At 70.2% G+C, this 23,235-nt stretch carries 18 protein-coding genes and 2 pseudogenes; 9 read left to right on the forward strand and 11 right to left on the reverse strand.

What is annotated here, in order from left to right:
- The first annotated feature begins 14 nt into the window (after positions 1–14).
- From sugE to G4D86_RS49055, 4 genes are all read left to right on the forward strand, one after another.
- Entirely contained in the window at positions 15–347 is a 333-nt protein-coding gene (gene sugE / locus G4D86_RS49040; protein ID WP_164002552.1) for a quaternary ammonium compound efflux SMR transporter SugE, read from the forward strand.
- 145 nt (positions 348–492) lie between these two features.
- On the forward strand, positions 493–795 hold the full coding sequence (locus tag G4D86_RS49045; RefSeq protein WP_164002554.1) for a hypothetical protein: 303 nt from the start codon (positions 493–495) through the stop codon (positions 793–795).
- 81 nt (positions 796–876) lie between these two features.
- The gene (locus G4D86_RS49050; protein WP_164002556.1) at positions 877–2,889 is read left to right on the forward strand and encodes a sensor histidine kinase; all 2,013 of its coding nucleotides are present in this window, start codon (positions 877–879) and stop codon (positions 2,887–2,889) included.
- Positions 2,890–2,987: 98 nt separating this feature from the next.
- Positions 2,988–4,520 (forward strand): methyl-accepting chemotaxis protein, encoded by a 1,533-nt coding sequence (locus tag G4D86_RS49055; protein ID WP_164002557.1) that lies wholly within the window; start codon positions 2,988–2,990, stop codon positions 4,518–4,520.
- A gap of 4 nt (positions 4,521–4,524) precedes the next feature.
- Here G4D86_RS49055 and G4D86_RS49060 read toward each other — a convergent pair whose 3' ends face one another.
- Positions 4,525–6,027, reverse strand: coding sequence for an MFS transporter (locus G4D86_RS49060; protein WP_164002559.1), 1,503 nt, complete (start codon positions 6,025–6,027; stop codon positions 4,525–4,527).
- A 215-nt stretch (positions 6,028–6,242) separates the two neighbouring features.
- Here G4D86_RS49060 and G4D86_RS49065 point away from each other — a divergent pair, with 215 nt between their 5' ends.
- From G4D86_RS49065 to G4D86_RS49075, 3 genes are read left to right on the forward strand one after another with little or no spacing between them, the layout of a single operon-like run.
- A complete protein-coding gene (locus tag G4D86_RS49065; protein ID WP_164002561.1) occupies positions 6,243–7,241 on the forward strand; it encodes a polyprenyl synthetase family protein in 999 nt (332 codons plus the stop codon).
- A complete protein-coding gene (locus G4D86_RS49070) occupies positions 7,238–7,834 on the forward strand; it encodes a GbsR/MarR family transcriptional regulator (RefSeq protein WP_164002563.1) in 597 nt (198 codons plus the stop codon). Before G4D86_RS49065 ends, G4D86_RS49070 begins: the two co-directional genes overlap by 4 nt.
- 11 nt (positions 7,835–7,845) lie before the next feature.
- The gene (locus G4D86_RS49075; RefSeq protein WP_164002564.1) at positions 7,846–8,367 is read left to right on the forward strand and encodes a gamma-glutamylcyclotransferase; all 522 of its coding nucleotides are present in this window, start codon (positions 7,846–7,848) and stop codon (positions 8,365–8,367) included.
- Between the two features lie 82 nt (positions 8,368–8,449).
- Here G4D86_RS49075 and G4D86_RS54460 read toward each other — a convergent pair.
- The 4 genes and pseudogenes from G4D86_RS54460 to G4D86_RS49090 all read right to left on the reverse strand — a co-directional run.
- Positions 8,450–8,725: pseudogene (locus G4D86_RS54460) on the reverse strand (S26 family signal peptidase); the annotation flags it as partial.
- Positions 8,722–9,063 carry a hypothetical protein gene (locus tag G4D86_RS52425; RefSeq protein WP_240360920.1) on the reverse strand — a complete coding sequence of 114 codons (342 nt, stop codon included), beginning with the start codon at positions 9,061–9,063 and terminating at the stop codon, positions 8,722–8,724. The gene G4D86_RS52425 and the pseudogene G4D86_RS54460, both read right to left, overlap by 4 nt.
- 172 nt (positions 9,064–9,235) lie before the next feature.
- Positions 9,236–9,484 (reverse strand): annotated as a pseudogene (locus tag G4D86_RS54195) (ABC transporter ATP-binding protein); the annotation flags it as partial.
- Between the two features lie 302 nt (positions 9,485–9,786).
- Positions 9,787–9,996 (reverse strand): hypothetical protein, encoded by a 210-nt coding sequence (locus G4D86_RS49090; RefSeq protein WP_164002568.1) that lies wholly within the window; start codon positions 9,994–9,996, stop codon positions 9,787–9,789.
- A gap of 519 nt (positions 9,997–10,515) precedes the next feature.
- Between G4D86_RS49090 and G4D86_RS49095 the strand changes: the two genes are divergently transcribed.
- Positions 10,516–12,411, forward strand: coding sequence for a M4 family metallopeptidase (locus G4D86_RS49095; RefSeq protein WP_164002570.1), 1,896 nt, complete (start codon positions 10,516–10,518; stop codon positions 12,409–12,411).
- A 54-nt stretch (positions 12,412–12,465) separates the two neighbouring features.
- Here G4D86_RS49095 and G4D86_RS49100 read toward each other — a convergent pair whose 3' ends face one another.
- The 6 genes from G4D86_RS49100 to G4D86_RS49125 form a co-directional block, all read right to left on the reverse strand.
- Positions 12,466–12,786: a hypothetical protein gene (locus tag G4D86_RS49100; RefSeq protein ID WP_164002572.1), complete on the reverse strand. Its 321-nt coding sequence runs from the start codon at positions 12,784–12,786 to the stop codon at positions 12,466–12,468.
- Positions 12,787–12,844: 58 nt separating this feature from the next.
- Entirely contained in the window at positions 12,845–13,471 is a 627-nt protein-coding gene (locus G4D86_RS49105) for a hypothetical protein (RefSeq protein WP_164002574.1), read from the reverse strand.
- Positions 13,468–16,356: an Hsp70 family protein gene (locus tag G4D86_RS49110; protein ID WP_164002576.1), complete on the reverse strand. Its 2,889-nt coding sequence runs from the start codon at positions 16,354–16,356 to the stop codon at positions 13,468–13,470. Before G4D86_RS49110 ends, G4D86_RS49105 begins: the two co-directional genes overlap by 4 nt.
- A gap of 54 nt (positions 16,357–16,410) precedes the next feature.
- Positions 16,411–17,880: an MDR family MFS transporter gene (locus tag G4D86_RS49115; RefSeq protein WP_164002578.1), complete on the reverse strand. Its 1,470-nt coding sequence runs from the start codon at positions 17,878–17,880 to the stop codon at positions 16,411–16,413.
- Positions 17,881–17,991: 111 nt separating this feature from the next.
- The gene (locus G4D86_RS49120) at positions 17,992–18,474 is read right to left on the reverse strand and encodes a (2Fe-2S)-binding protein (RefSeq protein WP_164002579.1); all 483 of its coding nucleotides are present in this window, start codon (positions 18,472–18,474) and stop codon (positions 17,992–17,994) included.
- 2 nt (positions 18,475–18,476) lie between these two features.
- On the reverse strand, positions 18,477–20,627 hold the full coding sequence (locus tag G4D86_RS49125) for a molybdopterin cofactor-binding domain-containing protein (RefSeq protein WP_164002581.1): 2,151 nt from the start codon (positions 20,625–20,627) through the stop codon (positions 18,477–18,479).
- A 181-nt stretch (positions 20,628–20,808) separates the two neighbouring features.
- Here G4D86_RS49125 and sthA point away from each other — a divergent pair, with 181 nt between their 5' ends.
- Positions 20,809–22,206, forward strand: a complete 1,398-nt coding sequence (gene sthA / locus G4D86_RS49130; RefSeq protein WP_164002583.1) for a Si-specific NAD(P)(+) transhydrogenase — start codon at positions 20,809–20,811, stop codon at positions 22,204–22,206.
- Positions 22,207–23,235 lie beyond the last annotated feature (1,029 nt).

Consider the following 23,235-nt stretch of genomic DNA (forward strand, 5'->3'; position numbering starts at 1 on the left):
GGGAGTCGTGCGTCATGTCGTGGGTCCTTCTCATCATCGCCGGGCTGCTCGAGGTCTGCTGGGCCATCGGGCTGAAGTACACCGAGGGCTTCACGCGCCCCATCCCCAGCATCCTCACCGGGTCCGCAATCATCGCCAGCATGGTGCTGCTGGGCCTGGCCGCGAAGACGCTGCCCATCGGCACGGCCTACGCGGTCTGGGTGGGCATTGGCGCGCTGGGCGCGGCCGTGCTGGGCATGGTCCTCTTCCACGAGCCCGCCACGCCGCTGCGCATCTTCTTCCTGTCGCTGCTGCTCGTCGCCATCGTCGGGCTGAAGGCCACGAGCGGCGTCGGTGAAGCTCCCTGAGGGCCCGGGGACGGGGCGGAGTTTTTTCAGCCCCGCCCTGTCCGTGCCTTGCGTTTCTACAGGGACGCAAGAGAGGGGGGCCGCAAGAGTTCGATTTTCCTCATCGTGGCGTTGGCACGCGGACTGCTTTGGGCAGCAACCGCGTATGAGGTCTTCAAAGAACATCCACCGCCCGTACACGGTCGAAATCGCGACCGAGGCCTGGGGACAGGTCTCCCACCTGCCACGCGAAACCTATCGCGCCATCCAGGCCCGGCTGGAGTCGCTGGCCTGGCAGGCCGCTCTGGCGTCCCAGGACGCGCCTGTGGAGGAAGTCCCGAGCTTCCGCATCGAGGACCTCACCATCCACTACGCGGTGGATGCGCGGCGCCGCCTCATCGAACTCGTGCGCATCTCCCGGGAGCACGGTCCGGCCTCCGAGGCCCGGCGCGAAGAGACGCGGGGCTGAGGGCACCACGGCTTGCAGGGGCATGTCCTCCCATCTCCTCTCCCGCCGGTGGACGGCTGGTGTGGTGACTACCTTCCACGCATGGCCGACCCGGGGGTGGAGACGACCAATGCGGGCCTCCGCCTGTGCGACTTCATCCTGGCGCGGCGGGCGGAGGTGCTGGCGGAGTGGGAGCGCCGCGTCCGCGCGTACTCCGTGGCCCGGCACCTGAACGGCCCCGCGCCGAGGGACCAGGTCTTCCAGTTGCTGGAGCGCATCTCCCACGTCGTCCGCGGCGCGAGCTCTGGGTACCCCGGGGCGCGCGAGCCCCTGGGAGACCTGCCGGACATCCATGCCCTGGAGCGACTGGTGGCGGGCCATGACCTGCACCTCGCCGCGCGCGAGCTGGGCGACCTGCGCGACACCATCCTCGCGCTGTGGGAGCGCGAGGCCGCCGGAGCCATCACCCTCCAGGAGGTGCGGCGGCTGGACCAGGCCATCGACGCGCTGCTCGCCACCTTCACCGAGCGGCTGCGCCGCGACGAGGCGCGGCTCCAGGCCATCCTCGACACGGCGGTGGACAGCATCGTCACCATCGACGACCAGGGCACCATCCTCGGCGTCAACGCGGCCACCCCGCGCATCTTCGGCTACGGCCCGGAGGAGATGGTGGGGCGGAACATCCGCATGCTGATGGCGGAGCCGGACCGGAGCCAGCACGACACCTGCCTGCGCACCTGGGTGGGGAAGGGCATCGGCCGCGAGGTGCTGGGGCAGCGCAAGGACGGGCAGGTGTTCCCCATGGAGCTGGCCGTCAGCGAGACGGTGTTCCCCGGGGGCCGCTTCTTCACCGGCATCGTCCGGGATATCTCCCGTCGCAAGACGGCGCAGCGGGCGCAGGCCCTGCTGCAGGAAGCGGGCACGCTGTTGGCGCAGTCGCTGGACGTGGAGTCCACGCTGCGCAGCCTGGCCCTGCTCGCGGTGACGCACCTGGCGGACTACTGCACGGTGGATCTGCTGGGCGAGGACGGACAGCTCCACCGGCAGGTGGTGCGGGCGAAGGACCCGGCGCGGCAGTCGCTGGCGGACCGGCTCATGGATTTCACGCCCCGGCAGGGCTCGCGCAGTCCCGCCGCCAGCGTGCTGGAGACGGGACAGCCGGTGGCCACCGAGGTCGTCCCCGGGTGGCTGGACGCCATGGCGCGCGACGAGGAGCACCGGGCCGCGCTGGAGGCGCTCGCCCCGCGCTCCTCGGTCATCGTCCCGCTGGTGGCCCGGGGGCGGAGGCATGGCGTCCTCACCATGGCGTCCTCGGTGCCCGGCCGCATGTCCCTGCCCACCATGCTGGAGATTGCGCACGCCGTGGCGGACTGCGCCGCCATCGCCATCGACAACGCCATCCTGCTGCGCGAGGCCCAGGAAGCGGTGCGGATGCGCGAGGACGTGGTGGCCATCGTCAGCCATGACCTGCGCAACCCGCTCAACGCCATCTCGCTGGCCTCGCTGTCGCTGCTGCGGCACGACCCGCTCACCGATGCGCAGAGCCGGGGCTTGCGGCGCATCGTCTCCGCGGCGGACCGCGCGCACCGGATGATTCGCGACCTGCTGGACTTCACCCAGGCGCGCGTGGGCGGAGCCATTCCCATCCACCCGCGCCCGGTGGACCTGCACGAGCTGACGCAGCGGGTGGTGGACGAGGTGCACCTGGCCAACCCCGGGCGCCGCATCTCCGTGGAGGTGCGGGGCGACGGGCACGGCGACTGGGACGAGGACCGGCTGGCCCAGGTCATCACCAACCTGGTGGGCAACGCGCTCCAGCACAGTCCGGACGACGCGCCCGTGCGCGTGTCCTCGCGCGCGGAGGAGAGCGGAGTCTCACTGGGAGTCCACAACGCCGGCGCGCCCATTCCCCCGGCGCTGCTGCCCACCATCTTCGAGCCCTACCGGCGAGGCCCCGCGGCCGCGCAGGGGCGGGGGAGCATCGGCCTCGGGCTCTACATCACCCGGCAGATCGTCCTCGGCCATGGAGGTCACATCGACGTGCGCTCCTCGGAAGAGGACGGCACCAGCTTCATCGTGTGGCTGCCAAGGAGTCCGGCGCGCGTGGTGCAGTGACGTTGGGGTGCTGGCAGACCTCGCGCGTCTAGGTACTCTCCCGCATGCGTGGAGGTGGGGTTGCACGCTCGGAGCGGCGGCACCCAGACTGTGCCCGGATGCAACTCTCCCTCACGCAGAAGCTCACGCTCGCGCCGCTGCTGGTGGCGCTGTTCTTCACTCTGCTGTCGTTCGGCTACACGGTGCCCCGCATGCGCCAGTCCTTCGAGGACCAGGGCCGCGAGCTGGGCGCCGCGGTGCCCACGGCGCTGGCCTCCACGCTGACGGGCCAGCTCCGGGGCAAGGACCCGGCGGCGGTGCAGGCCACGCTCGACACCGTGGCCCGTGAAGGGAAGCTGGCCTACGTGGCGGTGGTGGACGCGAACGGTGTGCTCGTGGCGGTGGCGGGCCGGCACGCGCAGACGCTCCGCGAGCACCACGAGCGGCTGGCGAAGGCAGCGCATGGAAGCGCGCTGCTGTCGGGCGGCTCGGAGCTGCTGGACATGAACGCGCCCATTCCAGGCGGGCTCGGTGTGGTCCACGTGGGCTTCAACCGCACGGAGGCGCGGGAGCGGGTGGAGGACACCCTGGGTACCCTGCGCCTGGTGCTCCTGGGCGCGCTGGGAGTGCTCACGGCGGTGGCCTTCGCGCTGAGCCGCCGCATCGTCGCGCCACTGAACCAGCTCACCGCGGCGGTGCGGCGCATCGCCGAGCACGGCGACCTGCGCGAGTCGGTGCACATCAGCTCCACGGACGAGGTGGGGCAGCTGGCGCGCGCCATCGGCATGCTCGTGGGCAAGCTGAAGGAGCTGCTGCACCAGTTGCAGGCGTCCACGGAGCTCTTGAGCGACTCGGTGACGGGGCTCAACGAGTCCTCCGAGCAGCAGAACCAGATGGTCTCCCGCAGCGCCGCGGCCCTGCAGGAGACGCAGGTGACGGCGCAGGAGATCCGCCAGACGGCGCTGATGGCATCGGACTCGGCGGAGTCCGTCATCCAGGTGGCCGAGCGCGCCGAGTCCCTGGGTCGCACCGGCGAGACGGCCATCGCCGCGAGCATCGAGGGGCTGGTGGACCTGCGCGCGCAGGTGGAGCAGATCGCCGAGCGCATCATGTCGCTGGGCGAGCGCACGCAGCAGATCAGTGGAATCACGGAGACGGTGAAGGACCTGGCGGACCAGTCCCACCTGCTGGCGGTCAACGCGGCGATTGAAGCGGCGCGCTCGGGCGAGCACGGCAAGGGCTTCTCGGTGGTGGCGCGGGAGATTCGCGCGCTGGCGGACCAGTCCATCCGGGCCACGAATCAGGTGCGGGCGATTCTCTCGGACATCAGCGAGGCCATCGCCGGCACGGTGGACATCACCGCGGCGGGCACCCAGCGCATGGAGGCGGGCCTGACGCAGGTGCGCACGTCCGGGGACACACTTCGGCAGCTCACCGGCATCGTCCAGGACAGCACGAACTCCGCGCGCCAGATTGCGCGGACGGTGAGTCAGCAGGCCACCGGCATCGAGCAGATCTTCACCGCCGTGAACGAGCTGAACACGCTGATGGGCGACACGGTGAAGCGCATCTCCACCACCAGCGACGCGGCGGTGTCCCTGAAGATGCTCTCCGAGCGCGTGTCCCAGGTGGTGCGGGCCTACCGCGTCTGACGACTCAGCCTTCGCCGTCGCCCGAGCGCGCCGGGGCCAGCGCGGGCGCGGGACGGAGGCGGGGCAGCAGCCGCGCGGCCATCTCCGCCACGGAGCGCACGGGCTGCGCACCGGGCTCGGAGATGCGCGCGGCGAGCAGGCCCGCGCCCAGCCGGGCAACGGAGGACAGCACGAACAGCACGTGCAGGTTCACCCACTCGTGGCCACCCAGCATGAACTGCTGTGGCAGGGCGGCGGCGATGGCGCCTCCCACGGCGGCGGCGGCGGCGTACGCGAGCCCGCCCGCGGTGGCGAAGGCGGCGAGGTAGAAGGGCCGGCCCTTGCGCGGGGCCACGGTGAGGGGCAGCGCGAAGATGGCCAGGCCATGTCCGCTCCACAGCGAGCCGGCCAGTAGCACGTCGAACAGGAGCGGCCACAGGGTGCCCGCCGACGGCAGGAGCCACAGCACGGGGATGGTGCTGATGCCCAGCGAGCACGCCATCAGCACCGGCTGCGCGCCCACCTTGTCAATCATCTTCCCCCACAGCGGCGCGGTGAGGATGCGCACCCCCGCCACCGCCGCGGCGTGCAGCGCCATGATGACGAAGGTCATCTTGAGGTTCTGCAGGCTGTGCAGCGCGAAGAAGGGCGCGGACACGCCCACCGCCGCGTTCCACGCCATCTGGTAGCCCAGCACTCGCCGCGCCGTCGCGTCTTTCAGCGGCACCAGCGCGCCCTTCAATTCCAGGCGCGGCGTGGTGCCCGGCGGGGCCGGGTCGTGCTGCGTGGCCATCAGCAGCGTCGTCACCACGCCCATGACACAGGCGCCCAGGGCGAGCAGGGGCAGCCCCAGGCCCACGCCCTCGGGTTTGCGCAGCCTGTCCATGAGGAGGCCCGCGGTGAGCGAGGCCAGTGTGCCCGCAAGCGTCGTCAGCGCGGTGCGCCGGCCGAAGAAGCGGCCCCGCACGGAGCGCGGCACCAGCTCCCCCATCCACGCCACCCACGCGTTGTTGCCCACCACGCCCAGCAGCGCGGAGGCGCAGGCCACCGCCAACAACAACTGTTGCTGCGCGGAGAAGCTCAATCCCAGCCATGGCAGCACGGCCAGGGGGAACATCACCAGACGAGACAGGCACACCGCGGTGAGCGCCACCCGGCGGTGGCCGAAGGTGGACGTCAGCCACGCCGCGGGGAACTGCACGAACTGGGCGAAGAAGGGCAGGGCGGTCATCACCCCGACGAGGAACGGCCCCAGCTTCAGGGCAATGGCCCAGGCCGTGAGCACCGTGGCGCCCGCGCACGCGGTGAACACCTCCGCGAACATTCCCTCCACCACCGAGGCGCCCATGGTGCGGCGCAGCCGGCCGGTGGCCCGGGTGGAGCCGGGGCCCGGCCCGTCCGCGGGGGGCGCGCCCAACAGCGGCGCGGAGGAGCCCGGCAGCGACGAGCCGGGGCGGAACAGCGGGACGGCGGTGGCGAGCGAGGCGAAGCTGCTCAGGACGTGACGGCGCAAGGCGGCGGGGCTCAACGCGGTCCTTCCTCGAAGAGCGACGGGGCCCATCATCTGTCGCACAGCCCTCCCGGCCCCTCAATCCGCCCCCGGTGAACCCCTCGCGCACGGCTGCCCCCCAGGCGGGCGCAGGCCACATGTCCCACCCCGCTCGCCCGCCTGCAGGGGGGCGCTGGATTCAGGTGCAGTTCACGCGGTCTTGAACTATATGAACGGGCGAGGAGACGGCGCACATGGACCTGGCTCGTGAGCTGACGGACTTTCTGGGGGCGGTGGAGCAGCGGCTTGGGAGCACGCTCGTGGACGGCAACGCCGGTCCGGACGTGAAGGGCGACACCCTCATGGAGGCGGCCCGTCACCTGTGCCTGGGCAGCGGCGGCAAGCGGGCGCGTCCCATGCTGGTGCGGCTGTTCGGCGGCGCCGTGGGCGTGAAGCCGGAGGGGCTGGTGGACGTGGCCGTCGCCTCGGAGCTCATCCACTCCGCCAGCCTCCTGCACGACGACGTGGTGGACGCGGGCATGTTCCGCCGCGGCCGGCCCACGGTGAATGCACGCTGGGGCAACATCGTGGCGGTGATGAGCGGTGACCTCATCCTCTCCACCGGCCTGCACCAGCTGTCCATGCTGGACGCCCGCCTGACGCGCAGCGCGCTCTCCGTCGTCGCCGAGATGACCCGCGCCGCCATCGCCGAGGTGGAGGCCCGTGGCGATCTGGACCTGCCGCTCAACCGGCTGCGCTTCATCGCCGAGGGCAAGACGGGCTCGCTGTTCGGCTGGTGCGGCAGCGCCGCGGCCACGCTGTCGGACAACCCGGAGGCCGTGGAGCGCTTCGACGGCTTCGGCCGCCACCTGGGCGTGGCCTTCCAGATTGCCGACGACATCCGGGACATCCTCGGCACGGACGTGGGCAAGCCGCGCTACGCGGACGTGCACTCGCGCACGCCGTCCATGCCCATCCTCCTGGCGGTGGCCAAGGAGGAGTCCCTGCGCCGCAAGCTGAAGGACGCCTGGGCGTTCTCCACGATTACGCCCGAGCGCACGAAGGAGATTGGCGCGGCCATCGAAGCCACGGGCGCGGTGGAGGCGGCCATGGCGCGGATGAACGTCGAGATTGAAGCGGCGCTCGACAAGCTGGGCCACTTCGCCAGCGACCCGGCCGGCGCGGAGCTGGTGGGCTGGGCGCGGAAGCTGTCCGCCGGCATCGCCGAGCAGGTCCAGGGGCGCGCTGCATGAAGGGCTACCTGTGGACGGGGGGACCCGGGAGCCCGGCATCCGAGGTGCCAGCGCAGGAGGGAAAGCTGGCGCCGTGGGAGGCCATCGCGGTGGACGCGGTGGGCAATGTCATCGAGTTCTGGGGCTTCAAGCGCAACCAGGGCCGTGTGTGGGCCCTGCTGTATCTGCGTGGGGAGCCCCTGACCGCGGGAGAAATCGAGCGCGAGCTGGACCTGTCCAAGGGCGGCGTGTCGATGCTGCTCCGAGACCTCGAGCGCTGGGGTGTCATCCAGCGGGTGCGCCTGCCGCAGGACTCGGCGTGGCGCTACGCGGCGGAGACGGACCTGGTGCGGATGGTGACGCACGTCATCGAGGAGCGCGAGGCGGGCTTCGTGGCGCGCATCCGCGCGGACCTGGCGGAGGCGCGGCGGCTGGCGCAGTCGGTGACCGGCATACCCGGCGAGCGGCTGGCCCGGCTGGAGAAGATGACCACGCTGGCCGAGCACGTGGAGCGCGCGCTGCGGCTGTTCATCAAGACGTCGCGGCTGGACGTGTCCGGCGTGCTCGCCGTGTTCCGTGACGAAGCGGGCACGCCGCGCAGGGAAAAACGTTAAGAGGGCGGACCATGGACTCGCACTACGACCAGGTGATGAAGGCGCGCGAGGGGGCGGACCCCTCGGCCACGCGCCTGTATTTCGCGTACTCCACCATCCTGGACCGCGCCGCCTTCGACGAGTGGAAGCAGCAGCACAGCTACGGCTTCTTCGAGCTGCCCGAAGGGCGGCTGGCGGAGGCGGTGGACGTGGACCTCGTCTACGACTTCCCCTCGCGCTGGTGGGGCGGGCGGGTGGCGGGGCTGGCGGACGCGGCGGGTGCCAAGGTGTACGGCCGCCTGTTCGAGATTCGCGGCCAGGACTGGCCCATCGTCCAGCACAAGGAGGGCTTCGTGACGGGGATGTGCGTGGAGCGCCCCGTGCGCGTGCGCGTGGATGGCCAGGAGGTGGAGGCCACGGCGTTCGTCACCAACCCGCGGCGCGCCTCGCAGGACGGTCCGGTGAGCCCGCGCTTCGTGGAGGCGCTGGTGCGCGGCGCCCAGGCGGCGGGCCTGCCCGCGGAGTACGTGGAGCGGCTGAAGCGCGGCGCGTAGCCGTCACCACCTGTCCCTCGGGCACCCGCGCGTCGGCCGTCACGGCCAGGGCCTGTCTCGCCCACTCGGGAACCAGGTCTCCCGGGACGGCGGCGATGCGCTTCACCCGGTGGCTGATGTGACGCAGCTCCGGGTTGTCGCGCCAGCTGGGAAGCACGAAGACGATGATGTCCCCCCGGTTCAAGTCCCGATCGAGCCTGGGGTGGATCAACCGCCGGGCCACCAGTCGCTGGCGGTCATGCAGCGTCGGCGACATGCTGTGGCCATCCACCGTCACCACCAGCCAGCGCCTCCGCGCCATCGCCACCAGGGCGAGCGCCGCTGCCACCACTCCCGCGGCCAGCCAGTACGCGGTCACCCCTTCATCTCCCGTGGCTGCCCGAGTCGGCCATCTGAGGCCGCCACGTCCTCATACCCAGACGCCTGCAGCTTGAAGAGCCGCGCATAGGTGCCTCCCGTCGCCAGCAGCTCCCGGTGGGTGCCCTGTTCGCAGGCCTGGCCATCGGCCAGCACCACGATCCGATCCGCGTCCCTCAGCGCGCTGAGCCGGTGCGAGATGAGCAGGCGGGTCTTCCCCACGCCGTGCTGCTGCAGCGTCTGGTTGAGCTGGTACTCGGCGTCCGCGTCCAACCCGGAGCTCGGCTCGTCCAGGATGAGCAGCTCCGCGTCGGAGCGAAGCAGGGAACGCGCGAGCACCACCCGCTGCCATTCTCCACCGGACAGGGCCACCCCGTGCTGCTCGGCGCCGTCCCAGTCCGCGGCCCCCAGCGTGCGGCTGAGCAGCGTCTGGTAGCCCAGGGGAAGCGCGCTCCAGCTCCCAGAACCGCCACAGCAACTTCACCAGGGTGCTCTTGCCGGCTCCGTTGAGGCCGACGATGCCCACTGTCTCTCCCGCGCCCAGGCTCAGGTTGAGTCCTCGCAGCACCCAGGGGGCATCGGGCTCGTAGCGGAACCAGGCGTCGCGCACCCCGATTCCCCGGCGCAGCGGCCCGGCCGGCAAGGTACCCCGCGTCGACGCATCCGGTAGCTCGAGCACGTCCAGGTAGTTCCGGAACAGGAAGACGTTGCGCGCCGCCAGGCCGACCTCGCCGAGCAGCGAGTTGAGCGAGCCAATCACCGTCCCAGATGAACTGCGTGAGCTCCGTCGCGACCTGTGAGGCAGGCCCCGTCGAAGCTCTTGCAGTCTTGCAAGTCGAGAGAAATAGGCAACCGGCCGAGCGCTCCATGGCCGACAATGGCCTACACCTGGCCGTGCAAGTCCCGGGGCGGACTACCGCAGTCCCGAGCGATGCGTAGGTTCCGGCACGCCCATGTTCTTCTTCTTCTCGAACAAGCTCGGCTGCCTCGGCAGCATCGCCGTCTCCGCTGCCCTGAGCGCGGTGCTCTACTTCCTCTTCATGCGCTGAAGGGCCCGCCGGCTCACGGCTCGCCGCGCCAGAGGTCCTCGGAGTCCTCGTCGCCCAGCGGGTGGACCGTCACCACGCTGCCGTCCTTGTCCGGCGTGCTGCGGACCTGCTCCGCCTCTGCCGGAGTGTGAGGCGCCCGCTCGGAGAAGTTGTCGTTCTGGAGGTGACGCTGGCGTTGCTCGCTCGTCCCTCCGTAGCCCTCGACGATCTTCTTCTTCGCCATCTCCCTGCCTCCTGCTCCGGGTGGAGCATCAATCCCAACGCTGGGGGCGAGGGGAGGGGGAAGCAAGCGGTGCCCGGCGCGCGCCCGCTACTGCAACCGCAGGGCAGGCGAGAGACCTCCACTCAAATGAATTGCCGTGCCTACATGAACGGGCCTTCAGTCTGTCGCCGCTGATCGCAACTTGGGACGGAACAGGCTTTCAGTGATTGGCACTGAAATTGCGCGTTGTCGTGCCTACATGAACGCCCCTTCAGTCAATCCAGGGTGGCCTAGGGTGTGCCATGCCTACATGAACAGGTCTTCAGCCATTTTCCCCACCCCCCACGACGACCAATCATATATCAATAAATGATATATCAAATATGATTTCCGATCTGTGCTTGAGTTTGATTGTATGTGTTTGATTGAGTCCCTGTGACGCCGTGCATCCATCTCCTGAGGGCCTCGGGCAATCCAGAGCTATGTCGGAATCCTGGGATACGCTCTCCGTCGCATCCACCCTCACGGACGGAGAAGGCCATGAAGCGCGGCACTCGGTGGCTCGTTGCATGTTTTTCGCTCTCACTCGCGGCATGCGGCTCGGAAGGGCCAGAGGCGGCCCAGGCGCCTCGGGAGGAGGGTGTCTCCCGAATCGCGGACATCGAAGCGGCGCTGCGCGCGCTGCCGGGCACGGAAGTCCTGGGCCTGAATGACGACGGCGTGCCGTACATGCTCGGGGGCCCGCTGGGCGAGACGGGCCGGGGCATCACGGGCGCCTCAGCCCGCCAGGCGCATGCGCTGCTGACGCCGGCGCTCGAGCGCATCACCCCGGTGTTCCGCCTCCGCACGCGGGACCTGGTGCCCCTGAGCACCTCCACGGACGAACAGGGCCACACGCATCTGCGCTACGCCCAGACGAAGAATGGCCTGCCGGTGGTGGGGCAGCAGCTCATCCTCCACCTGGACGAGAAGGGCCGCGTGTACTCGGTGAACGGCACGGCCCGGGACGGCGAGAGCGTCGCCTCCGAGCCGCGCATCAGCGCGCAGGCCGCGCGCCAGTCGGCGCTGGGCTCCACGAAGGGCGGCAACACCGTCGTCGGTGAGCCGCGGCTCGTCTACGTGCGCGCGCCCGCGACGGAGCGCCTCACGCTGGCCTTCCAGGTCCAGGTGGAGGGCGAGGAGGACGGCACGCCGGTGCGCGACCAGGTCTTCGTGGGGGCGCTCGACGGAGCCGAGGTCTGGCGCTACGCGGAGATCCACCCCGCGAGGAACCGCCGGGTCTGCTCGGTGGGCGGCACCAACAACGGGACCTGCCGCAACGAGGGGCAGCCCGCGACGGGGGATGCGGCCATCGACACGGCCTACGACAACCTGGGCCGGTTCTACGACTGCTTCAACGTGAACTTCGGGCGGGACAGCTACAACAACGCGGGCGCGCAGCTCTACGCGCGCGTGCACTACATGAGCAACTTCCCGAACGCGTACTGGGACGGCACCGGCATGGTGTGCGGCGACGGGGATGGCACCACCGTCGGCCCGGTGTGCGCGGACCCGGACATCGTCGTGCACGAGGTGACGCACGCGGTGACGGACCACACGTCCGGCCTCATCTACTCGGGTGAGTCCGGCGCGCTGTCCGAGTCGTACTCCGACATCTTCGCGGCGTACTGCCACAGCTGGATCACGGGCCCGTGGATCATGGGCACCGACGTGTGGAACATCGCGGAGCTGGCGTGGACGCCTCCCACTGCAGGGGACGCGCTGCGGTACATGGACGACCCCAAGCGGGACGGTGCCTCGCTGGACTACTACGCGGACTACAACTCCAGCGTCGACGTGCACTACGGCTCGGGCATCATCAACCTGGCGTTCAAGCTGCTGTCCACCGGCGGCCTGCACCCGCGCGGTCGCTCCTCGGTGAACGTGCCGGGCATCGGCATCCAGGCCGCGGGCCGCATCTTCTACCAGGCCAACCTGAACTACTTCACGGCGAGCACCACCATGGCCCAGGCGAAGACGTACACCCGCGTGGCCGCGCAGGCCCTGGGCTACGGCACGGCCATCCTGGACGCGGTGGACAAGGCCTGGCAGGCGGTGGGCGTGGGCGTGACCACTCCGCCGCCGAGCTGCACGCTGCTGACCAACGGCGTCGTCCGCACCGGCATCTCCGGCGCGGCGAGCTCGCAGCAGTACTTCTGCCTGGACGCGCCGGCCAACGTGCCCGTCGCCATCACCATGAGCGGCGGCACGGGGGACGCGGACATGTACGTGAAGTTCGGCGCGGCCCCGACGACGTCCTCGTATGACTGCCGGCCGTATCTCACCGGCAACAACGAGACGTGCAACTCGGCCGCGCGCCCCACGGCGGGGCGCTACTGGATCATGCTGCGCGGCTACTCGGCCTACTCGGGCGTGTCGCTCAAGGGCCAGTACTAGCCTCGCATGACTCCCGGGCGTCCCGTCCTGTACACGGGACGCCCGGTCCTGCGCCTACTGCAGCTCGCAGACGCCGCAGACGGGCTTGATGAGCTTCCAGCCGCCACACGTCCCATTGGGGTAGCAGCAGCGCTCGTAGTAGGAGCCGCGCAGACCATATTGCGTGGTGGGATAGGTGCACGTCCCGCACGTCGTGTACTCGGTCTTCGAGGTGATGTAGCCCCCGGTGCTGCACAGCGGCGTCGAGCCGATGTCCTGCTCCACCTGCGCCGGGTCCTCGGACGTGAGGGGCTCGTCGGAGATGTCGGCGGGACCGCAGGCGGACAGGCCCAGGGCGAGACAGGCGGCGAACAGCAGGCGCAGCTTCCGGTTCATGAGGTGCTCCTCGGTGGAGGGACGCGAGTGCGCATCCCGGTGGAACCCCCAGTATGACTCAGCGGCCGAGCATCAACCTACGGCCACCCGGCGACAGCTGCTGCTCCAGCTCGGCTCCGCTCAGGCGCTCCTGCTGCGCATAGTCGAGCAGCGCGTACCGCAGCTCGTCGTCCTTGAGGTAGCCGCCGCGTGAGACGGTGCCATCCGCCTCCTCCGCGTACACGCCCGACATGAGGAGCGCTCCCAGGCCGAGCTGGAAGACGGTGAGGTCCGTCAGCCACTCCATTTCCGCCATGGCGGCCGGAGGATGGCGCTGCCGCGACAGGATGCGTGCCGTCACCGTCGACCAGTGCAATGCGATGACGTGGTGCGCCACCTCGTGTGCCAGCGCGGTCGCGCAGCGCTCGCTGTGGCCCAGGATGGACATGGGCAGGCGGATGCGCGAGCGGCCCAGCTCGGCCAGTCCGCCCACGTGTGCCTCGAAGGTGGCATCCCAGTGGAAGTCGATGTCCAGCACGCGAGGCATCCGCGCATGCGTCACCACGCGCTGGATGCCCTGGCGGATGCGCGTCTCGTCCGGGCTCGCCAGCTCCGCGTAGAGCACCCGGGTGTCGCGGAAGAAAGGCCGCGGCCCGAGCAGCCCGCGCAGGAAGGCCGCCTCCAAGACGATTCGCTCCTGGCTCATCGGGTGTCCTCCGAACCGCCACGCAGCAGCCGCGCCGCCGCGGGCCGCAGCTCCGGCGCCGTGAGCCACGTCCAGAGCACGCGCAGCGTGCCCGAGAACCCCAGCTTCCCGCCGGTCCTCACGTGGGCCATCACTGCATAGAAATGCGAGGTGCCAGCCGCCACCTTCCCAGCGAGGCTGCGCAGATAGGTGGCCGCGCCCTCCAGGGCGACGTGTCCTGGGGTGCGCAGCAGCACCTTCACCGCGAGCCCTTCCAGCTCACGGCTGGCCATGCCGCCAATGGCCTTCCAAAGCGCCACCTGTTCCGGGGTCCGCTCCAGCATCGGGAGCAGCAGCGGGGTGAGTCCTCCGGGCATCGCGCTGAACCGGGCGAACAACCACCCGAGGAAGAGCTCCTGCCCCGGGACGGCGGCACCGACCACCAGCGTTGCCCGTGCCTCGTGACCGAGCGACGTCACCGCGCGCTCCAGCGCCGACGCGTCCTCCTCCCGCCACCGGTCCAGTCGCTCCCAGGCCTCCGTGCGCGCGCCCGGCGACAGCGCGAGCGTCATGTCGCGGGCGAGCCGCAGGCGGCGTGGCGCATCGTCGGGAGTCGAATCGGGCCGGTCCGTGGAGAGCGCCAGCACGGCGCGCGTCAGCGGTGTACCCGCGCTCGCGGCCAGCGCGTCGGGCACGTGTTCTCGACCCGAGCCCGGGCGCAACGAGCGCCACAGGAGCTCGGCGAGCGGGGCGACGAATCCCTCGGGGTAGAGCGCCCGCAGCGGGGAGAGCGCGAAAGGCGGCTCGCCCGGAGCCCGCGCCAGTCCGGGGGCCGGGTCGTCTTCGTGAGCCCGGTCCGCCCAGTCCAGCAGCACCCCCAACGCGTTGCGGGCCGCTTCCGGCTCCTCGCTCACGAGCGCCACGCAGCCGGCCGTGTAGTGGTCCCAGGGCGTCGTGGCGGAAGGGAGCATCTGGCCCACCTGTGACGCGCTGAGGCCCGGTGCCGCGAGCACGGCCAGTACGTGACGGCCACGGCCCGGGGGCAGCTCCGGCAGCACCGCGTCGACCGTGGCGCGCAGCGTGCCGGCCTTCCTCGCGAAGGCGAGCTCGGTCCGTGCCTCGGTCAGCCATTGACGGTCCGCGCCTCGCGCCGCGGCGAGCAGGGCCGCGCCTGGCGCGTCAGGTCCGGAGCCCGCGAACGGGGAAGGGGGCGGCGGCCACTCACCCTCGATGGAGCCGAGCGCGCGCAGCAATCGGGCCCGGGCCCGCAGCGCTTCCCAGTACGCGGTCTCTCCCTCACCCAGCGTGGCCCCGGCGGAGAGATGGTGCGCGGCCAGGTCCGCCATCTCACGCAGCCGGCGCGTGGTCTCCGAATGGCCCTTGTGCTCGAGCGCCTCGGCGAGCTGCTTCGCTTCCCGTCGCACGGCGTGCAGCTGCTCCTCGAGAACCTGCTGCGGCCGGGCGGAGCGGCGGGATGCCACCCACTCGCCGATCTTCCGTCCCATCACCGACTTCTGGGCGGGATTGAGGCGCGCGGAGGACACCACTGTCTGCCGGTGGCTGAGGTTGAGCGCGCGTAGCTCGGCGACGATCTCCAGCTCCGCGTTCAGGTCGAGGGTGATGCTGACGGTGAACTCCTCCTTCGGGATGCCCGGAGGAGGCTCGGACACACCGGTGCGAGGCGGCAGCTCCAGGGACACCGAGCCGAGCAGCTCGTGGGTGCCGGGCTGCGCGCCGCCCTCCACGACCTGGACGCGCAGCTCGGACGTCGGGCGCTCCGTGCGGAACTCCCCGCTCTTGCGGAAGGGAATCGAGTGCCCCTGCTGGAGCAGCCAGGACGGCGTGTTCTCTCCGACGAGGATGCCCACGGGGCGGGGCAGCGCGGAGACGAGGAGCCCGCCGCTGAGGTGGGCCAGGGACTGCGCGTGGAACAGCGCTCCTCGGGCCACCTCGTCTCCGTGACACTCGTGGAGCCGGGTCCCGTTGAGGTCCTCCATGAGCTGGGCCCGGAAGCGCTGGATGCGCGCGGACCCGCCAATGAGCAGGCAGTGACTCGGGGCGCGCTGGCGAATCTGGGACCGCGTCTCCCGCACCACCGCGCACGCCGCGTTGAGCAGGGGTGCGCTCAGCTTGAGGATTTCGTCTCCCCGCAGGTCCACCACCACCGGTGCATCGCCCTCGTCGCGCCAGAGCCGGAGCTGGCCGTTGTGCCCGGCGAGGGTGGCGATCTTGGCGTTCTCCAGGGCAGCCATGAAGCGGCGCAGGCGCGCGCCGCGCAGGCTCTCGGGGTCGACCTTCGCCGTGCGCGCGGCGTGGTGCAGCACGAGCGAGTCCAGGTCGAACCCGCCGATGGGCGCGCCACCGATGGCGAGGGTTTCCACCAGGGAGGCCTCGGTCTCCACCATCGCCACGTCGATGGTGCCTCCGCCGAAGTTCACCGTGAGCAGCAGCCGGTCTTCCATCCCGCCGGGCTGACGGGACCACCAGACGGCCAGGGCCTCGGGCTCGGGGAGGACACGGCGCACGTGGAAGCCGGCCAGCTCGGCGGCCTCGCGCAGCACGGCGCGCTGGCGCATGCCCCACGAGGCGGGCGCGGTGAGCACGGCCGAGAGCGTCTCACCCGCGCGCGGCGACGGAAGGCGCGCGCGCAGCTCGCCGAGCACATGGGCCGCCACCTCCTGGGGAAACCAGCGCCGCTTCGCGCTCTCGCCGAACTGGCGCTTCACGCCGGGCTGTCCCACCCACGAGGACGTGTCCTCGGGCGGGAGGTGGCCCACGTGTGGCGGCTTGCGGCCTTCTTCGTCGAACCACACCACCGAGGGGATGGGCTCGCACACCCGTATCTCGCCTCCGTCGTCCCAGGCGGCGAGCGTCTTGGTCGTTCCGAAGTCCACCCCGACATCCATGCCAGGGATCCTACGCCCGGCACGGATGCCCACGCGAGGTGGGACTCCTCCTCCTCAGTGCGGTGCCACCGCGTCCCCCGTGGAGACGGGCGTCCCGGTGTTGCGGGACACCCGGGGGAAGAACAACCCGGCGGTGAAGGCGGCCACGGAGAAGGCGCAGATGAGCCAGAAGTTGACGGTGAGGCCCGTGCCAAGCGCGCCGCTGAGCGTCTTCAGGATTTCCGGCGACACGCCATGTCCATGCTCGGGACCGAGCAGCGCATTGGCGGCGGAGATGGGGATGCTCGGGTCCTTCATGAGCTGGGACACCATGACGCCGCCCATGATGCCCACGCCGAGCACGCCGCCGATGGTGCGGAAGAACATGTTGCTGGCGGTGGCCACGCCGCGCAGCTCCCAGCCCACGCTGGTCTGCACCGCGATGAGCAGCGCGGTGGACGCGAAGCCCAGGCCCACGCCGAACACGCCCATCGCCAGCTGAAGCAGGAGGATGGGCGAGTCCGGCTTGAGCAGCAGCGCCATCGCCCCGGTGCCGGCCACCGTGAGTCCGAGCCCTCCAACGATGAGCGGGCGAAAGCCCGTCTTGAGCATCAGCCGTCCCGCGAACAGGGCGGCGGTGGGCCAGGCGACGATCATCGGGGTGATCATCCCGCCCGCCAGTGTCGGCGAGCCCCCGAGCACGGCCTGGACATAGAGCGGCACGTAGGTGGTGGCCCCGAACATCGCGGCTGAGAAGCAAGCACCCGCCACGGAGGAGATGGCGATGGCGGGCTGCTTGAAGATGGACATGGGGATGACGGGCTCCGGCGCCCGGCGCTCAACGAAGACGAAGGCGATGAGCAGGACGGCCGCCGCGGGCAGCGCCCACAGGTTCCGCCCGAAGCCCTGGACGCCGAAGAGCAAGGCCACCACGCCAGCGGCGAGCAGCGCCGCACCCGCGTAGTCGAGCTGCTGAGGCCTGTGCTTCACCTGCTCATGGAAGAACGTCACCAGCAGGAGCGAGGTGGCCACGCCCACAGGGACGTTGATGAAGAAGATCCAGTGCCAGGAGAGGTACTTCACGATGAGGCCGCCGGTGAGCGGACCCACGAGGCCGGCGATGCCCCACACGGCGCTGAAGGCACCCTGCACCTTCGCGCGCTCCTCGATGGTGTAGATGTCCCCGATGATGGTGAGGGAGACGGGCTGCATGGCCCCCGCGCCCAGGCCCTGCAGGGTGCGGAAGGCGATGAGCATGTTCATCGAGGTGGACAGGCCGCTGGCGATCGACCCGACGAGGAACAGGCCGGTGCCGAAGAGGAGGATTGGCTTGCGCCCGTACAGGTCCGACAGCTTCCCGTAGATGGGGACGGTGATGGTGGAGGACAGCATGTACGCGGTGAAGACCCACGCGTAGCTCTGGATGCCTCCCAACTCGCCGACCACGGTGGGCATGGCGGTGGAGACGACGGTGACCTCCAGCGCCGCCATGAAGAGGCTCAGGGCGAGCGCCAGGGTGGTCAGGGGACGATGGGTCTTTCGCATGGAGTCGGAGCCGGGGACGCGCCCTTGTAACGGGAGCGGGCAGAGGCCGCCACCGTCAAGCGGGCCCTCCCTACCGTTACCGCTCCGTCCAGCACCCGCGAGGTCACACGCTCAGCGAAGGTCCGGGCCCTCGCCCCGGAGCTGTCGGGCGGCCCGCTTGATGGCGGCGCGGATGCGCACGTAGGTGCCGCACCGGCAGACGTTGTCGCTCATGGCCGCGTCGATGTCGGCGTCGGTCGGGTCCAGGTTCTTCCGCAGGAGGGCCACGGCGGCCATGATCTGCCCGGGCTGGCAGAAGCCACACTGCGCGACGTCCTCGGCGATCCACGCCTGCTGCACGGGATGGAGCCCCTCACCGCCCAGCCCTTCGATGGTGGTGACGCGCGAGCCCGCCACGCCGCTGACGGACTGGATGCAGGGACGGAAGGCCTCGCCCTCCAGGTGGCTGGTGCACGCGCCGCACACGCCCACGCCGCAGCCATACTTCGGGCCCGTCACGCCGAGCATGTCTCGCAGCGCCCACAGCAGCGGGAGGTCCGCGGGGGCCTCCACCGACACCGTCTGGCCATTGAGGATGAACTGGTAGGCCGGCATGGTCAGGCTCCTGCGTCGAGCAGCGGGAAACGGGTGGGCATGGTGCCGGTCGCTCGCGCGATGGCGTTGGTCAGGGCCGCGGCGGCGCTCGGGTAGCCGAGCTCTCCCACGCCGCCGACGCGGTCGTCCGAACGGACGAGGTGGACGGCAATCTCGGAGGGGGCGTGCTTCATGCGGAGCCACCGGTAGTCGGCGAAGCTGCCCTCGCGCACGGCGCCCGCGTCGATGTGGATGCCGGCGCTCAGGGTGGTGGAGAACGCGTCGATGGCCGCGCCCTGGAGCTGGGCTTCGATGCTCTTCGGGTTGATGGGCAGGCCGACGTCGGCGGCGATGACCACGCGCAGGACCCTGGGCGCTTCGCCGGTGACGTCGACCTCGACGAGGTGGGCGATGGCGCTGTCCCACTCCTCGAGGACGGCGACGCCCTGGGCGACTCCAGGCGGCAGGGGCCGGCCCCATGCGCCTTCGAGCACCACCTTGTCCAGCACGGCCTTCAGTCGGCTCGACGTGAGCTGCGAGCGCCGCAGCTCCACCGGGTCGCGCCCGAGCTCGCGGGCGAGCTGATCGACGAACACCTCGTTGGCCACACCGACCTGGCTGGTGAACACCGAGCGGAACGACGCGGTGGGAATGGGAAGGGAGACCTCGCGAAGCTCCTGACCCACCAGTCCGAAGCGGTACGGCACGTGTTGTGTCAGCGCGAAGAACGTCGCGCTGGTCACCTCGGGAAGGAAGATGCCGAGCAGGGAGGTGAGGACGTCCCCGAAGCCATGGGGGAACTCCACGGTGGGAATGGCGGCGCGGTGGTTCCAGCCGAGGATGGAGCCGTTCGCGCCGACATACGCGAGGATGCGGTGGTGACTGGCGGGCCGGTAGCGCCCGTGCCGCATGTCGTCGTTGCGCGTCCACATCAGCTTCACCGGCCGCGAGAGCGCGCGAGAGATGTGCGCGGCCTCCACGGCGGCCTCGGCGAAGAACCGGCGGCCGAATCCGCCGCCGGCCCGAGCGGTATGCACGGTGACCCGCTGCGGTGTGAGGGCCCAGCCCAGCGCCTGGGCGACTTCGCGCTGGACGAACTTCGGGTCCTGCGCGCCCAGCCAGAGCTCGGCGCTGTCGGACGTCACACGGGCCACGCAGCTCTGCGTCTCCATGGGCGCGTGGGCGAGGTACGGGAAGTCGAAGCGCCCTTCCAACGTACGCGCCGTGAACAGGGGCGGAAGGGGCCGCGCGCCAATGGCGTCGCGCAGGCGGGCGCGGATGTCCGCGTCGGACAGGTGGCTGGCCGGGCCGGGAGCCCAGGAGACGTTCAACGCGTCCCGGGCCGCGAAGGCCTGCGAGAAGTTCCCGGCGGCGACCGCCACGCCCGTGGGAATGCGTGCCACGCCGAGCACGCCCGGCATCGCCAGCGCCGCCGAAGCGTCGAAGTCCCGCACCGTGCCGCGCAGCGTGGGAGGCCGGGCGACCACCACCGGCACCGCACCAGGGATGTCCAGGTCGAGCGCGTACCGTGCCGCCCCGGTGACGAGCTGCATGGCATCGATGCGGCCCGTGGGCTGGCCGACCACGGTATATGCGCTCGGGTTCTTCGGCTGGGCCGAGACGAGGAGGAGCAGCACGCGCGCCGCGTCCTCGGCCAGCGAGCCATAGCAGGCCCGGCGCCCATCCGGAGCAACCACCTCACCGTTCACGGTGGTGAGGCTCTGCGCCGGCACGTGCCAGCGATTCGCGGCCGCGGTGACGAGCCGGGCCCGAGCCGTCGCGGCCGCCGCGCGGATGGGGCCCGCGAGGTAGCGCATCGTCGACGAGAGCCCGGTGAGCTGGATGAGCCAGCGAGCGTCCGCATCGGCGGTGCGCACCTCCACCGAGCCGAGGCTGACATCCAGCTCCTCGGCCACGAGCATGGCCACGCCGGTGGTGATGCCCTGTCCCATCTCCGTGCGAGGGAGGGTGGCGTGGATGCCACCATCGGCCTGGATGGCGACGTAGGCGTTGAGCGCGGTCTCCGCGGTGGCTGCCTCGGTCTTCGCCGCATCGGCCGAAGGGACGTCGAGCCCCAGTCGCGCCGCGACCACCAGCGCGGGTGAGGCCACCACCCAGGTGAGGAACCGGCGACGATCCACCACGACTTCATTCGGTTGGGGCGTGTCCGCCATGCGGCGAGCATGGCACACGGCCCATGGCGCGAGAACCCGCGATCCCTCGGGCCTGCGAGAGTCGCTGCCAGCCGTCCTTCGGTCGCTGCGAGGGGACGCCGCGGCGGAACGGAGAGCAGGTGAAGGTCAGCAGCTCCGGCGTCGTGGAGCAGCACAGGGTCACGTGGTAAGGCTCCGGGCCATGACTGTTCGGCAGTTCGACGTGGTGGTGCTCGGCTCCGGTCCGGGCGGAGAAGGCGCTTCGATGAAGGCGGTGAAGTCCGGCCGCCGGGTGTGCACCGTGGAACAGAGCCCCTTCGTGGGCGGCGCCTGCACGCACACCGCGACGATTCCCTCCAAGGCGCTGCGCCATGCGGTGCAGCGGCTCGTGGACGTGCAGGGCGACCATCCGGAGTTGCGCGCGGAGCTGGCGCGCACCACCACCCTCAAGGACATGCTGCGCGCGGCGTCCTCGGTGGTGTCCCGCCAGGTGCAGCTGCGAAGCACCTTCTACGAGCGCAACCGCGTGGACCTGGTGGTCGGCCGGGCCCGCTTCCTGGACGCCCAGACGGTGGAGGTCGCCGAGCCGCGGGGCTCGCACGAGCTGCTGTCCGCCAAGGCCTTCGTCATCGCCACCGGCTCGCATCCCTACCGTCCCACGGGCGTGGACTTCAGCCACCCGCGCATCTTCGACTCGGACACCATCCTGACGTTGCGGGAAGCGCCGCTGACGATGATCATCTACGGCGCGGGCGTCATCGGCTGCGAGTACGCCTCCATGTTCCGGATGCTCGGCGTGAAGGTGGACCTGGTGAACACGAGGGACAGGCTGCTCTCGTTCCTCGACGACGAGATCTCCGACGCGCTCTCGTACCACCTGCGCGAGCAGGGCGTGCTCATCCGCCACCAGGAGGAGATGGACAGGGTGGATGCGCGCGACGACGGTGTGGTGCTCCATCTCAAGAGCGGCAAGCAGCTCAAGGCGGACACCTTCCTGTGGGCCAACGGGCGCACGGGCAACAGCGCCGGCCTGGGGCTGGAGGCTCTGGGCATCGCCGTGGACTCGCGCGGCTGCATCCAGGTGAATGACGCGTACCAGACGGCCGTGCCCCATATCTACGCCGTGGGCGACGTGGTGGGAGCGCCGTCCCTGGCGAGCGCCTCGTATGACCAGGGCCGCTTCGCCGCCACGCACATCGTCGAGGGGCGGCTGGAGCACAAGCTGGTCAAGGACATCCCCACGGGCATCTACACCAGCCCGGAGATCAGCAGCCTGGGGCGCACCGAGCGCGAGCTGACCCAGGCCGGTGTGCCCTACGAAGTGGGGCACGCCTTCTTCAAGAGCCTGGCTCGCGCGCAGATCACCGGGCGCACCGTGGGCATGCTGAAGCTGCTGTTCCACCGGCAGACGCGAGAGCTTCTCGGCATCCACTGCTTCGGGGACAACGCCTCCGAGATCATCCACATCGGGCAGGCCATCATGGCGCAGGACGGCCCGGGCAACAGCATCGACTACTTCATCAACACCACGTTCAACTACCCCACCATGGCCGAGGCCTACCGGGTGGCGGCGCTCAACGGACTCAATCGCCTGTTCTGACCTCGCGGGCGCCCTCGAGGAAGAGGAGCGCTCCACGAGCGGCCACGACGAAGACACGAGGCGCTGGCAGGAGGGCAGGGGAGAAGCCGAGGGAGCAGTAGGTGGGGCGCTCGTGAAGGCGGAAGAAAGAGTCCAACGAAGCCGTTGACTCAAGACCCGGCGGTGATAGAAGCCGCGCCCCGCTCGACGCACCGCCAGCCCCGACGTAGAGGCTGGCGGGAACAAAGAGCGGGGGGGAAGAAAGAGTCAGCAGGAAGCGGTTGACTCGAGACGCGGCGGTGGTAGAAGCCGCGCCCCACTCGACGGACCGGTTGGCCGGCAGCTGCCAGGCGGTTCCGAAGAGAGGAAAGAGTCAGCAAGAAGCGGTTGACTCGAAGCGCGGTGGTGGTAGAAGCCGCGCCCCTCGCACCGAAGCCCGCGCACTGGCGCGGAAGGCACTTCGGAGGCGGGTCAGCATCACCGACAAATGGAATATGGCGGTCACCGAAGCAGGTTGACTGACGACGCGGCGACGAAGTAGAAGCCGCGCCCCCGACGAAAAAGAAAAGCCCGGGAAGATGTAGAACGGGCGGCTCGGTTGGGGAAAGTCACGAAGCAGCGGTTGACAGGGATGGCGGCAGAGCGGTAGAAGCCGCGCCCCCTCGAAAGAAAACAGCGGAAGCCACTGGGCGGCGCTGAAGACTTCGAGAGGCCCCGAGAAAGCGAAAGCGGATGTTGCAAGCGGACGCGGACTCGAATAGAAGGTGCAACCCCGCCGGCTGAAAGGGCGGGACAGCAGACGAAACAAACGGTAGCAGAAAGTCGCGAGTGGTACAAGCGACTCGGTCTTTGAAAACCAAATAGCAAGCCCAAGTAGAAGACAGATTGCGGAAACCGCAGTCAATTCTTTGACGGTGCCAGCCAGGTCGCGCTGAGAAGCGCAGCCGGCAGCACCGATATGAATCAGCGAGTCGAAAGCCCTTTAGCGGGCCGAGACTGACGCCGGTTCAATTCTTCAAAAAAATACAATTGGAGAGTTTGATCCTGGCT

This window comes from Pyxidicoccus caerfyrddinensis, assembly GCF_010894405.1.
In the GTDB taxonomy this organism is placed as follows: Bacteria; Myxococcota; Myxococcia; order Myxococcales; family Myxococcaceae; genus Myxococcus; species Myxococcus caerfyrddinensis.